The 12,664-nt window shown below is 69.3% G+C and carries 10 protein-coding genes and 1 riboswitch; of the genes, 4 read left to right on the forward strand and 6 right to left on the reverse strand.

Annotated features, from left to right (window positions below):
- Positions 1 to 41 precede the first annotated feature (41 nt).
- From D892_RS0113645 to D892_RS0113660, 4 genes are all read right to left on the reverse strand, one after another.
- Positions 42 to 2,666, reverse strand: coding sequence for a LuxR family transcriptional regulator (locus tag D892_RS0113645; protein WP_024801768.1), 2,625 nt, complete (start codon positions 2,664 to 2,666; stop codon positions 42 to 44).
- Between the two features lie 299 nt (positions 2,667 to 2,965).
- Entirely contained in the window at positions 2,966 to 4,054 is a 1,089-nt protein-coding gene (locus D892_RS0113650) for a CaiB/BaiF CoA-transferase family protein (RefSeq protein WP_084161064.1), read from the reverse strand.
- A gap of 133 nt (positions 4,055 to 4,187) precedes the next feature.
- The gene (locus D892_RS0113655; protein WP_024801770.1) at positions 4,188 to 5,030 is read right to left on the reverse strand and encodes an amidohydrolase; all 843 of its coding nucleotides are present in this window, start codon (positions 5,028 to 5,030) and stop codon (positions 4,188 to 4,190) included.
- A 118-nt stretch (positions 5,031 to 5,148) separates the two neighbouring features.
- Positions 5,149 to 6,537 (reverse strand): FAD-dependent oxidoreductase, encoded by a 1,389-nt coding sequence (locus tag D892_RS0113660; RefSeq protein ID WP_024801771.1) that lies wholly within the window; start codon positions 6,535 to 6,537, stop codon positions 5,149 to 5,151.
- 289 nt (positions 6,538 to 6,826) lie between these two features.
- Between D892_RS0113660 and D892_RS0113665 the strand changes: the two genes are divergently transcribed.
- The 3 genes from D892_RS0113665 to D892_RS0113675 all read left to right on the forward strand — a co-directional run bounded on the left by D892_RS0113665 (position 6,827) and on the right by D892_RS0113675 (position 9,085).
- On the forward strand, positions 6,827 to 7,261 hold the full coding sequence (locus D892_RS0113665) for a hypothetical protein (RefSeq protein WP_024801772.1): 435 nt from the start codon (positions 6,827 to 6,829) through the stop codon (positions 7,259 to 7,261).
- A gap of 53 nt (positions 7,262 to 7,314) precedes the next feature.
- A riboswitch (SAM riboswitch) is annotated at positions 7,315 to 7,434 on the forward strand.
- 17 nt (positions 7,435 to 7,451) lie between these two features.
- Positions 7,452 to 7,874, forward strand: a complete 423-nt coding sequence (locus tag D892_RS0113670) for a rhodanese-like domain-containing protein (protein ID WP_024801773.1) — start codon at positions 7,452 to 7,454, stop codon at positions 7,872 to 7,874.
- Positions 7,871 to 9,085: an O-succinylhomoserine sulfhydrylase gene (locus D892_RS0113675; RefSeq protein ID WP_051499656.1), complete on the forward strand. Its 1,215-nt coding sequence runs from the start codon at positions 7,871 to 7,873 to the stop codon at positions 9,083 to 9,085. The genes D892_RS0113670 and D892_RS0113675 overlap by 4 nt, the downstream gene beginning before the upstream one ends.
- A 69-nt stretch (positions 9,086 to 9,154) precedes the next feature.
- On the opposite strand, the gene nrdF is transcribed toward D892_RS0113675, so the two are convergent.
- Together nrdF and D892_RS0113685 are read right to left on the reverse strand one after the other, a co-directional pair.
- Positions 9,155 to 10,120 carry a class 1b ribonucleoside-diphosphate reductase subunit beta gene (gene nrdF / locus D892_RS0113680; protein ID WP_024801775.1) on the reverse strand — a complete coding sequence of 322 codons (966 nt, stop codon included), beginning with the start codon at positions 10,118 to 10,120 and terminating at the stop codon, positions 9,155 to 9,157.
- Between the two features lie 374 nt (positions 10,121 to 10,494).
- Positions 10,495 to 11,253, reverse strand: a complete 759-nt coding sequence (locus D892_RS0113685; RefSeq protein WP_051499657.1) for an HAD-IIA family hydrolase — start codon at positions 11,251 to 11,253, stop codon at positions 10,495 to 10,497.
- 326 nt (positions 11,254 to 11,579) lie between these two features.
- Here D892_RS0113685 and fgd point away from each other — a divergent pair, with 326 nt between their 5' ends.
- Positions 11,580 to 12,587: a glucose-6-phosphate dehydrogenase (coenzyme-F420) gene (gene fgd, locus D892_RS0113690; RefSeq protein WP_024801777.1), complete on the forward strand. Its 1,008-nt coding sequence runs from the start codon at positions 11,580 to 11,582 to the stop codon at positions 12,585 to 12,587.
- Positions 12,588 to 12,664: the final 77 nt, after the last annotated feature.

Raw genomic sequence — 12,664 nt, forward strand, 5'->3', positions numbered from 1 at the left:
GCTCGACCGAGATTGTGGGTGTCGTTGCGGCACAGCCTGTTTCAGTTGCGCTGCTTGCCGCTCGGCGGCTCGCCCCGCATCAGTTCCGCCAGTGCCTCGCGATCGGTCACGTCCAGCTTGATGCAGGCCCGATACAGGTGGCCCTCCACCGTGCGCACCGAGACGGTGAGCCGGTCGGCGATCTGCCGGTTGGTCAGGCCCGCCGCCACCAGGTTCGCGATCTCGCGTTCGCGGGCCGTCAGCGGGAGCGGCTGCGCGGACTGCCGCAGTGCGGGGGTGCTGGCCCCGCCGCACGCCGCGGCCAGCCGGTTCGCGGTCGCGGCCGACTCCAGCAGCCGGCGGCGATCGCCGGAGCGCTCGTGCGCCGAGGCCGCCTGCGCCGCCGCGTCGGCCGCCGACAGCAGCGAGCCGATCGTCTCGAATTCCGCTGCGGCGGTATCCAGTCCGGGACCGTCGTTGGAGGCGACCGCCACCGCGTGCCGGGCCTGCGCCTGCACCAGCCGGCCGTCGATGCGGGCGGCGATATCGGCGAGCCGCCCCGCTACGGAGTGGTCGCCGAACCGGGCCGCGGTGTGCAGCGCCATCGCCTCGATGGCGTGCTGATTGGAGCGGGCCGCGGCGTCGGCGGCCGCGATGGCCAGCCGGACCGCCGGAGTGACGGTGCCCTCGGCCGCCGCCTGCCAGGCGCGCGCGATATCGAGTTGCGCCTCGTATATCGCCGAGTGCCGGCCGCCGCGGCGATCGGCCTCGGCGATGGTCTCCTTGGCCTCGGCGGCACGGCCCAGCGCGGAATACGCCTCGGCCAGGCGGACTCTCGCCGGGTACATCCACGCGGCGGCGCCCTCGGCGGTGAGCGCGGCCAGGGCCTGCTCGAGGTTCTCGACGCCGTCGGGGAAGCGGCCCTGGGCCACATCGACCGTGCCCTGCAAGATCTTCGACAGCCCCCACGCCAGATACTGCCCGGGCGAGGAGTAGCCGAAATACGCGGAGGCGCACCGCCGCGCGGACTCCAGATCGCCGGTGAAGGTCAGCGCCAGCACCTCGGCGTGCGCGGACATGAACCGGTTCAGGCCGTCGATGTGGGACTCCACCTCGTGCCCGCGCGCGGCGTACTTGCGGGCGGCCTCGCCGCGGCCCATCAGCGCCAGCGCCAGGCCACCTCCGAACGAGGCCCACCACACCGCCCACGGCGGCGATTCGTCGTCCGACATCACCTTCTCGGCGTCGATGAACGCGTCCTCCAGCCGGTTCTCGTTCACCGCGCACGCGGAGGCCAAGCCCTGCAACGTCAGTCGCAGCTTCGGATGGTCGACCTTGCCGCGGACCAGCGCCAGCACCTCGTCGGCGCGGTCGGCATCGCCCATGGACCACAACAGGTTCGCCACCCGGGTGCTGCCCCAGCGGACCAGTTGCAGTTCGTTCAGCTGATCGGGATCGAAACTGGCCAGGGTGCGCTCGGCCTCGATCCGATGGCCCTGGTACAGCAGCGCGCGGGCGAGCAGGTCGGCCGATTCGACACCGCCGCGGCGCTCCACGGCGGCCCGGGCGAAGCGCTCGCCGAGCGGGATGTTGGCCAGCCCGATGGCGTCGGCGGAGGCCGCCTCGAACAGCTCCAGATCGGCGGATTTGTCACTGTCCAGGGCCAATTCGGCCAGCCGGATGCGATCGGAGGCGGACTTGATCGGCCGCTCCCGCAGCGAGGAGTACAACCGGCCGCGTAATCGCCGCGCCGAGGCGATGCCCAGCCGCCGCCGGATCACCTCCCCGAACAGCGGATGGTTGTAGCGCACCAGCAGCTGGTGGGCGTTGTCGGTGAGGCTGACGATCCGGATGACGCCGCGGGATTCGGCCGACTCCACCGATTCCTCGCCGGCCAGTTCGGCCAGCACGTCCAGATCGATCGGCTCGCAGAAGGTGAGCAGTTCCAGGACCCGCAGCACGTCCTCGGGCAGCTGCTCGACCCGATCCTCCAGCAGCGCGGCCAGTTCCGAGGTGACCGCGGCCCGGCCGCGCAGCTGCCAGACGCCGTTGACCTGCTTCAGCGATCCGGCCTCCAGCGCGCCCTCCACCAGATGCCGCAGGAACAGGGCGTTTCCGCCCGAGGACTCCCACATCAGGTTGGCGGTGAAGCCCTCCAGCTGCCCGCCGAGCATATTCTCGACCAGCTCGACGCTCTGGCGTTCGGTGAAGGGGGACAGGTCGATTCGTAGCAGGTGCCCGTCTTTCCACAGCGATGTCACCGCGTCGGGCACCGGGACGCCGCTGCGCACGGTGCACACGATGTGCGCCGCCTTGTCGATGGCCAACTGCAGCAACAGGGTTGCCGACAACTGGTCGAGCAGGTGGGCGTCGTCGACGCCGATGATGGTGTGGCCGTCGGCGAGCAGCGCCTCGCGCGCCGCGGCCATGAACGTCACCGGATCGTGCGCGGTGTAGACGCCCACCATGTGCGCGAAGACGCCGAGCGGAATGCTGCGGGCCGACTCGGTGCCGGCCACCCACCGGACGTTGCCGCCCACGGCGGCCGTCGCCTGTCGGGCCAGCGTCGTCTTCCCTACGCCGGCATCCCCCGTCAGCACGGCGCCGACGAAATCCGTGCCGGTGAGAGCCGCGCGGATCGACTCGAGTTCGTTTCCGCGTTCGATCATCGGCCAGTTCCGAGCCATGCGGATTACTTTAGTGCCTCATCTAATGTGAGCGGAGCGAACGAACCCCGAACGGACCCAGGCAGATCCAGGGCGGATGTTCACCTGCTATCAACCATCGCGCGATCGGCGCCCAGTCAACTGTTCAGGCGACCAGGTTGTTGGTCTCCGGTCCGGCCGCATTCGCTCGGTGGTCAGCGCCGGGCCGCATGGGGAATGGCGTGCCCCGGGGGATGTGCGGTGCTCCCGGGTGCGGCCACGGCGGCGCACCGCGCAGCCTGTGAAACGCAGGCGAACCCGGGAGCGGGCACGTGGAACGGTCAGCGGTCGGCCCACACCTCGTCGATGGGGGTCGCCTCGGACGGTGGCGGGGTGGGGGTGCCGCTGGGCGTCCGGGAGAAGCGGGGGGCCGGGGCGTGCTGGACCACGCCGTCGATCTCCACCAGCGATTCGCGGGCGGCGATGTGGCCGTTCTCGGTGGCCTCGGTGAAGGTCAGGACGGGGGTGACGCAGGCGTCGGTGCCCTCGAATACGGCCGCCCACTCGTCCCGGGTCCTGGTCTTGATCCGCTCCGCGAACAGCTTTTTCAGCTGTTCCTGGCCGTTCGGGTCGAGCTGCGCGGGCAGGCCCTCCGGATCGACCTCGAGGCCCTTCAGGAATTCGGCGTAGAACTGCGGCTCGATGCAGCCGACGGCCAGGTACTTGCCGTCGGAGGTCTCGTAGGTGTCGTAGAACGCCATGCCGGTGTCGAGCAGGTTGGTGCCGCGCTCGTCCGACCACAGGCCCATGCCACGCATACCCCAGATCATGTGCGACAGCGCCAGCGCGCCGTCGACCATGGCGGAGTCGATGACCTGTCCCTTGCCGGAGCTCTGCCGCTCCACCAGCGCCGCGAGGACCCCGAACACCAGGAACATCGAGCCGCCGCCGAAGTCGCCCACCATGTTCAGCGGCGGCACCGGCCGTTCGCCCTTGTGGCCGATGGCATTCAGCACGCCGGTCAGCGAGATGTAGTTGATGTCGTGGCCGGCCCGGTCGGCCATCGGGCCGTGCTGGCCCCAGCCGGTCATGCGGCCGTAGATCAGCCGCGGGTTGCGCGCCAGCGCCTCGTCCGGGCCGAGGCCCATGCGCTCGGTGACGCCGGGCCGGAAGCCCTCGAGCAGGACATCGGCCCTCTCGAGGAGTCCGAGCACCTTCTCGATATCGGCCTGCTCCTTCAGGTTCGCCTCGACGATGGTGCGGCCGCGCCACTGCGGGCGCTCCATGAACCCCGGCAGCATGCCGGGCCGCTGCACCCGCACCACGTCCGCGCCCAGGTCCGCGAGCAGCAGCGCCGCGTGCGGACCGGGGCCGATGCCGGCCAGCTCGACAACTCGGATGCCCGCCAGCGGGCCCTGCCTGGAAGCCATGGATGGAGTGCTCACGCCCTACCTCGCTCGTCGTCAGTAATTGACAATACGACAATAACTCGGCTCCCCGCGAGGATGTGAGCCGCGGTCGGCCCCGATTCCGAGGGCCGCGGATCCGGCCCGGTGGTGGCCGCTATTCGACCACCGGGAACGGCAACGTATCGCCCGGCGAGGGTTTCGGCAGGTCGGCGCGGCGGATGCGGAGGGTGGGCGTCGGCTCCTCGGGCGCCGGGGGCACCCGCACCGGCAGCCGATAGCAGGCGCGGGCATTGTTCTCCAGGACCCGATACATGTCGGTGCCGATGGCGTCGGCGATCAGCTCGATATCCGAGTCCCGGAACGGCCGCCCGGCGCGGTTGCCCGGCAGATCGGAGCCGAACATCAGCGCCTCGGGATTGACCGCGTGGATCCGCCGCAGCGCCGTGACGACGTTCATCGACACCCGGCCGAATCCGGACGCCTTCACCTTGACGCCCCGATCGACCAGATCCAGCAGATACGGCAGGCATTCGTCGGACATGCCGAGATGGTCGATCGACAGCGCCGGCAGCTTCGAGATGACCGGTTCCAGGGAGCCGAGCATGGACCCGTCGATGTACAGCTCGACATGCCAGCCGGCGATCTCGTAGGCGCGCAGGGCCTGCATGGTCAGCGTCACGATGTCGCCGGCGGCGCGCTTGAGGTTGAACCGGATCGCGCGCACGCCGGCGCGGTCCAGGTCGGCGATGTCCTCGTCGGTGGCGTCCGGGTCCAGGTTCACCACGCCCACCCAGTCCGGGCCGAGCTCGGCCAGCGACGCCCGCAGGAAGTCGGTATCGGTGCCCTGGAACGACGCGGCCACCACCGCACCACCGTCGATATCGAAGCGGGACATGCGCTTTCGATAATCCTCGATGGTGAAGGGCTCCGGCAGGTAGCCCTCGTTCTCGACCAGCGGGTACCGCGGATCGATGATGTGGAGATGGGCATCGAACACGTGATCAGCATGCCTCACGACGATGACGAATGCGTAAGAGCCGGGGTGAACGTCCCGGGCGGCGGCCCGATGAACCCCGGTGGCAGCGGCCCGAACTCAGTGGCGGCGCATCCTCGTCTCAGGCCTTGTGCGGCTCGCTGGCGGCGAGCATCTCGTGCCGCTCGACGACCTTCACGCGCTCGCGGCCCTGGGGCTCGCCGAGGGAGCGTTCGTGGGCGTCGAGGCGGTACCAGCCGGCCCAGGTGGTGAACGGGATGCCCTTACTTTCCAGCCACGTCGTGACGGCTTCCGGCTCCCGCTCGGGGGCGTGGGTGAAGCCGGCGGCGTCGTCGAGCAGGCAGGCGATGGTCTCGTTGGCGTCGCCCTTGGTGTGGCCGATCAGGCCGACCGGGCCGCGCTTGATCCAGCCCGTGACATAGGTGGCGGGCACGAACCGCTGCGCGTGCTCGTCGGCGTTCTCGTCGGCCAGCACCCGGCCGGCCTCGTTCGGGACCGTGCCGGCCTGCTCGTCGAACGGCAGCTGCGGGATGTTCTGCGACAGGTAGCCCACGGCCCGGTAGACCGCCCGCACGTCCCAGTCGTTGTAAGCGCCGGTGCCCTTCACGTTGCCGGTGCCGTCCAGCTCGGTGCGCTCGGTGCGCAGGCCCGTCACCTTGCCGTCCTCGCCGACGATCTCGTGCGGCGACTCGAAGAAGTGCAGGAACAGCTTGTGCGGACGGTCGCCCGCATCGCGGATCGCCCACTGCTCGAGGGTGTTGCAGACCATGTCGACCTGCTTGGAATGCCGGCGCGCGGCCTCCGAGCCCTCGTCGTAGTCGATGTCGGCGGGGTCGACGATGACCTCGACGTTCGGCGAGTGGTCGAGTTCGCGCAGCTCCAGCGGGGTGAACTTGGCCTGCGCGGGTCCGCGGCGGCCGAACACGTGCACCTCGAGGGCCTTGTTGCTGCGCAGGCCCTCGTACACGTTCGGCGGGATCTCCGTGGGCAGCAGCTCGTCACCGGTCTTGGCCAGTACCCGCGCCACGTCCAGCGCGACGTTGCCGACGCCGAGGACCGCGACCTTCTCCGCCTCCAGCGGCCAGGACCGCGGCACGTCGGGGTGGCCGTCGTACCAGGACACGAAGTCGGCGGCACCGTAGGAGCCGTCCAGGTCGATGCCCGGCACCGGCAGCGCGCGGTCGGCGTTGGCGCCGGTGGAGAAGATCACCGCGTCGTAGAACCGGCGCAGATCCGTCAGGGTGATGTCGGTGCCGTAGTCGATATTGCCCAGCAGCCGCACCTGCGGCTTGTCGAGGACCTTGTGCAGCGCGGCGACGATGCCCTTGATGCGCGGGTGGTCGGGAGCGACACCGTAGCGAATCAGCCCGAACGGGGCCGGCATCCGCTCGTACAGGTCGATGTTCACCTCGGCATCGGACTTCATCAGGGCGTCGGCGGCGTAGATTCCGGCCGGTCCGGCACCCACGATCGCAATGCGCAGTGGGTTGGTCGCACTGTATTCCGTCATTCTTACGCGCACCCTCTGGTCGAGAACTCTGTCCGTCATGTACTCAGCCGTGTATTTTCAGCCGTCGTTCTTAGCTTAGGCTAAGTTGACGTGTGGGCCGGGCGGCACCCGGCGGATCCGACTCCTATCGATGCTGCCTCGTTGCTCCGCAGGATGTCGTTCGTTCCTGGCCGGGGCCAGGAGGTTCTGCCGAGTCTATCGGTGGCGGCTATCGCGGTTATTCCCGGGATCCGGCGGGAAAACTCGGGTGTGATCTCGCACACCCGCCCCGACCGGGGATGATCGACGCATGACCGACGACGCCCACGACCCGATTCCGATCGACCAGCGCGACACCACACGGTCCGCGGTGCCGTTCCTCGCGGCCGCGGCGGTCGCGGTGGTGGTGATCGGCGGGGGCGTGGCCCTGGCCCTGGCGCGGCCGACGGAGAAGTCCGTCACACCCGAGGACCGGATCGGGGTGGCCGTCGGCAATTTCGCGACGGCGCAGGCGGATACGGATGCCGAGCGGCGCGCGACCGCCGCGTGCCAGGGATTCGATCCGAATCGGTCGCCGCTGGGCCCGGACGCGCTCGGCAAGAAGGTCGAGATCGCGCGGATCACCGATACCGCCGTCGACGGCGATCGCGCGCACGCGACCGTGACGAGCAGGATCGATGGCCGCGAGACGACCGCGACGTGGACCCTCGTCCACTCGGGCGGCTCCTGGCTGGTGTGCCAGTGATAGCGCGACCAGGTTTGACACACGGGCCTGTGACCAGGCACTCTCTATTTTCAGGTCATGAGCGCCAGCGCCAAGCCCCGGCTCGCTGGCCGGCAACCCTCCTCCGCGGTGGGGTGCTCCGGGTGACGACCAGGCCACGCATCGAAGTCTCCACGATGCGGCAAGTGCGGATTCTCAGGAGGTACGAGAAGTGAGTTACGCGGGCGATATCACCCCGCAGCAGGCGTGGGATCTGTTGCGCGACAACCCGGACGCGGTGCTGGTGGATGTGCGCACCGAGGCCGAGTGGCGGTTCGTCGGGGTGCCGGACACCAGTTCCCTCGATCGGCCGACCGCGCTGATCGAATGGGTCGACATCGCGGGCGCGCCGAACGGGCGGTTCGTGGATCAGCTGAAAGAGGTGCTCGCCGAGCGCGATTCGGACGGGAGCGGGCCGGTGATCTTCCTGTGCCGGTCCGGTCAGCGCTCGCAGGGCGCCGCGGCGGCCTCGACGGCGGCCGGATTCGCGCCGTCCTACAACGTGCTCGAGGGGTTCGAGGGTCCGCTGGACGCCGACGCTCATCGCGGCGGCGCCGGGTGGCGGGCGCACGGGCTGCCGTGGAGGCAGTCGTGATCACCGGGGGCGCCTTCGACAAGCCGCTGCCCGACGGCGTCGGCTCGGCGACGCTGGGCGTGCGCGGCGGCCTGCGGCGGTCCGGGTTCGAGGAGACCTCCGAGGCGCTGTATCTGTCCTCCGGGTTCGTGTACGAGAGCGCCGAGGCGGCCGAGGCCGCATTCACCGGCGACGTCGAGCATTTCGTGTACTCGCGCTACGGCAATCCGACGGTCGCCATGTTCGAGGAGCGGATGCGGCTGCTGGAGGGCGCCGAGGCATGCTTCGCGACGGCCAGCGGCATGTCGGCCGTGTTCACCTCGCTCGCGGCGTTACTGGGCACCGGTGACCGGCTGGTGGCCGCGCGCAGCCTGTTCGGCTCCTGTTTCGTGGTGTGCAACGAGATCCTGCCGCGCTGGGGCGTGGAGACCGTCTTCGTCGACGGTGAGGACCCCGCGCAGTGGGAGGAGGCGCTGTCGAAGCCCACCCGGGCGGTGTTCTTCGAGACGCCGGCCAATCCCATGCAGAGCCTGGTGGACGTCCGGCGGGTGGCCGAGCTGGCGCATGCCGCCGGCGCGAAGGTGGTGCTGGACAACGTCTTCGCCACGCCGCTGTTACAGCGCAGCCTGGACCTGGGCGCCGACGTGGTGGTGTATTCGGGCACCAAGCACATCGACGGTCAGGGGCGGGTGCTCGGCGGCGCGATCCTCGGCACGGCCGACTACATCGACGGTCCGGTGAAGCACCTGATGCGGCACACCGGCCCCGCGCTCAGCCCGTTCAACGCCTGGACCCTGCTCAAGGGCCTGGAGACCATGCCGCTGCGGGTGGGCCGGTCGGCCGAGTCGGCGCTGCGGATCGCGGAGTTCCTGGAGGGGCATCCGGCGGTGTCGTGGACGAAATACCCGTTCCTGCCGTCCCATCCGCAACACGAGCTGGCCACGCGGCAGATGTCGGGCGGCGGCACCGTGGTCACCTTCGAGCTGGCGTCGCTCGCGGACGAAGGGAAGAAGCGCGCGTTCGAGGTGCTGAACCGGTTGCGCATCGTCGACATCTCCAACAACCTCGGCGATGCCAAGACCCTGATCACGCATCCGGCCACCACCACCCACCGGGCGATGGGGCCGGAAGGCCGTGCGGCCGTGGGGATTACCGACGGCGTGGTACGGATCTCCGTGGGCCTGGAGGACGTCGAGGATCTGCTCGGCGACCTGGATCAGGCGCTGAGCTGATCGGCCGGGGGCCGGGCGTCCGGCGTCCGGCCCTGGCTCGGGAGCCGGTCCGGGTTCAGAAGTCCGGGTTCAGAAGTCCCAGTCGGCGTCCTCGGTCTGCTGCTGCTTGCCGATGACGTAGGAACTGCCGGAGCCCGAGAAGAAGTCGTGGTTCTCGCCCGCGCCCGGATCGAGCGCGGCGAGAATCGCGGGATCGACCCGGCAGTCCTCGGCGGCGAAGGCGGGCTCGTAGCCCAGATTGCCGAGTGCCCGGTTGGCGTTGAACCGCATGAACGGCAGCACGTCGGCCGTCCAGCCGACCTCGTCGTACAGGTCGTGGGCGTAGTCGATCTCGTTGGCGTACAGGGCGTGCAGCAGTTCGTAGGTGTAGTCGCGGTGGTCCCGGCGCTCCGCCTCGGTCAGCTCGGCCAGGCCGCGCCGGCATTTGTAGCCGATGTAGAAGCCGTGCACTGCTTCGTCTCTGATGATGAGCCGGATGAGATCGGCCGTGTTGGTGAGCTTTCCGCGCGCCGACCACCGCATCGGCAGGAAGAAGCCGGAGTAGAACAGGAACGACTCCAGCATCACCGAGGCGGCCTTGCGCTTCAGCGCGTCGTCGCCGCGGTAGTAGTCGACGATGATCTGCGCCTTGCGCTGCAGGTGCGGATTGTCCTCCGACCAGTCGAACGCCGCATCGATCTGGCGGGTCGAGCACAGCGTGGAGAAGATCGAGCTGTAGGACTTGGCGTGCACCGACTCCATGAAGGCGATATTGGTCAGCACGGCCTCCTCGTGCGGGGTGAGCGCGTCGGCGAGCATCGCCACCGCGCCGACGGTGGCCTGCGCGGTGTCCAGCAGCGTGAGGCCGGTGAAAACCCTTGTGGTGAGCTGTTGTTCGGTCGAGGTGAGCTGTTCCCAGGTGTGCAGGTCGTTGGACAGCGGCACCCGTTCGGGCAACCAGAAGTTCCCGGTCAGCCGGTCCCAGACCGCGGCGTCCTGGGGATCGGGCAGGCGGTTCCAGTTGATCGCGTGCACGCGGTCGACGAGTGTGCTCATGCGGCTCTCCGATCGTCGAAACTGGCCGCGCGCGGCGGCCGTGCTGGTGACAATTCGGCGAGGCTAACATTGGATTCAGGGTTGCCGAATTACCGCGAGGGCCGTGTTGCGCCGTCTGTTTCTCCAGTCTGCTCCCGATCCGGACGTGGTGGGTCGACGCCGCGCGCATAGCACCTGGTCGCCGCGGCGCGGTGGCCCGGAACCTGTGCCAGGCTCGACGGAGATGATGTGACCAGGTGTTCGGCGGCGTCGGACTGGGTGGTCATGTCCTCGGCGTAGCAGGATTCGGTGCCCGGCCGGAGCGCTGCGACCGGTGGGGATCCGCTGCCGATGTGGCCGCCGGCGGATCAGGGCGACTGTGGAATGACAGGTGTTCAGACCGAGAACGGGTTCGAAGTGTGGCCGACCAGGTCCGCGACGGAGTCGATGACCGTCGTCGGGCGGTACGGATAGTGCTCCACGGACTCCTTCGTGGAGATGCCCGAGGTGACCAGGATCGTGCGCATGCCCGCCTCCAGGCCGGCGATCACGTCGGTGTCCATGCGGTCGCCGATCATCACCGCCGACTGGGAGTGCGCGCCGATGCGGCGCAATGCCGAGCGCATCATCAGCGGGTTCGGCTTGCCGACGTAGTACGGGTCGCGGCCGGTGGCGCGGGTGATGAGGGCGGCGACGGAACCCGTCGCGGGCAGCAGGCCCTCGCGGGACGGGCCGGTCGCATCCGGATTGGTGGCGATGAACCGGGCACCGCGCTCGACCAGCCGGATGGCGGTGGTGATCGCCTCGAAGGAGTAGGTGCGGGTCTCGCCGAGGACCACGTAGTCCGGGTCGCTGTCGGTCAGCACGTAGCCGATTTCGTGCAGCGCCGTGGTCAGCCCGGACTCGCCGACCACGTAGGCGGTGCCGCCGGGGCGCTGCTCGTCGAGGAATGTCGCGGTGGCCAGCGCCGAGGTCCAGATCGCCTCCGCCGGAATGTCCAGGCCGGTGTGCCGCAGCCGGGCCTGCAGGTCGCGCGGGGTGCGGATGGAGTTGTTGGTCAGCACCAGGAACGGGATCTCCGCGGCGCGCAGTTCGGCCAGGAACCTGTCGGCGCCCGGCACCAGATGGTCCTCGTGTACCAGCACCCCGTCCATATCGGTGAGGTAGGAAAGGATGGGTTCGTCGTCGGCGGTCACCAGTCAATTCTGAGCTATCGGTTGTTCGGATGTGGACAACTCGGGAAGTTGCGACCATTCACACAGCGGCCGGCCGCGCTGACTATGTTCGAGAAGAAGGTCCGGCCCGAGTGGCCGGGCGCAGGCGGCGGAGCGCTACATGCGGGCCTCTGCCGCCGCGAGGGCCCGGGTGCGTGCCGCGGTGATCGCCCGCCGCGAAATACGGCGGGATCGCCCGGCGCTGCATTCGATCGACGGGGCATGTGCCCCGCAGCAGGCAAGCGACAGCGAACAGGAGTGGCGCAGTGAGTGGACTCAAGCTCGGGTACAAGGCGTCGGCGGAACAGTTCGGTCCCCGGGAGCTGGTGGAGCTCGGGGTTCTCGTCGAGGAGCACGGGCTCGACAGTGCCACGGTCAGCGACCATTTCCAGCCGTGGCGGCACGAGGGCGGGCATGCGCCGTTCTCGCTGGCGTGGATGACCGCGGTGGGCGAGCGCACCCGGCGGATCCAGCTCGGCACCTCCGTGCTCACCCCGACCTTCCGGTACAACCCGGCCGTGATCGCGCAGGCGTTCGCGTCCATGGGCTGCCTGTACCCCGATCGCATCATGCTGGGCGTGGGAACGGGGGAGGCGCTCAACGAGATCGCCACCGGGTACAAGGGTGAGTGGCCGGAGTTCAAGGAGCGGTTCGCCCGCCTGCGGGAGTCCGTCGATCTGATGCGGGCGCTGTGGACCGGCGACCGGGTGACGTTCGAGGGCCAGTACTACACCACCGTCGGCGCCTCCATCTACGACGTGCCGAAGGGCGGCATCCCGATCTACGTCGCCGCGGGCGGGCCGCTGGTGGCCCGGTACGCCGGTCGCGCCGGGGACGGCTTCATCTGCACCTCCGGCAAGGGCATGGACCTCTACACCGAGAAGCTGATGCCGGCCGTCGACGAGGGCACCGCCAAGGTCGGGCGCACGCGCGACGACATCGATCGGATGATCGAGATCAAGATCTCCTACGACACCGATCCGGAACTGGCGCTGGAGAATACGCGGTTCTGGGCGCCGCTGTCGCTGACCGCCGAGCAGAAGCACAGCATCACCGACCCGATCGAGATGGAGGCCGCCGCCGACGCGCTGCCGATCGAGCAGATCGCCAAGCGTTGGATCGTGGCCAGCGATCCCGATGAGGCCGTGGCACAGATCAAGCCCTACCTGGACGCGGGGCTGAACCACCTGGTCTTCCACGCACCCGGACACGACCAGAAGCGCTTCCTGGACCTGTTCCAGCGCGATCTGGCGCCGCGGTTGCGGGCGCTGTAAAAGTATCGGGCCCGGTCGTCGAGAATGCTTGTCGGCGACCGGGTTCGGTACGAGACGGGGCGAGTTCCGGCCGTGCG

The organism is Nocardia sp. BMG51109 (assembly GCF_000526215.1).
Taxonomy (GTDB): Bacteria; Actinomycetota; Actinomycetes; order Mycobacteriales; family Mycobacteriaceae; genus Nocardia.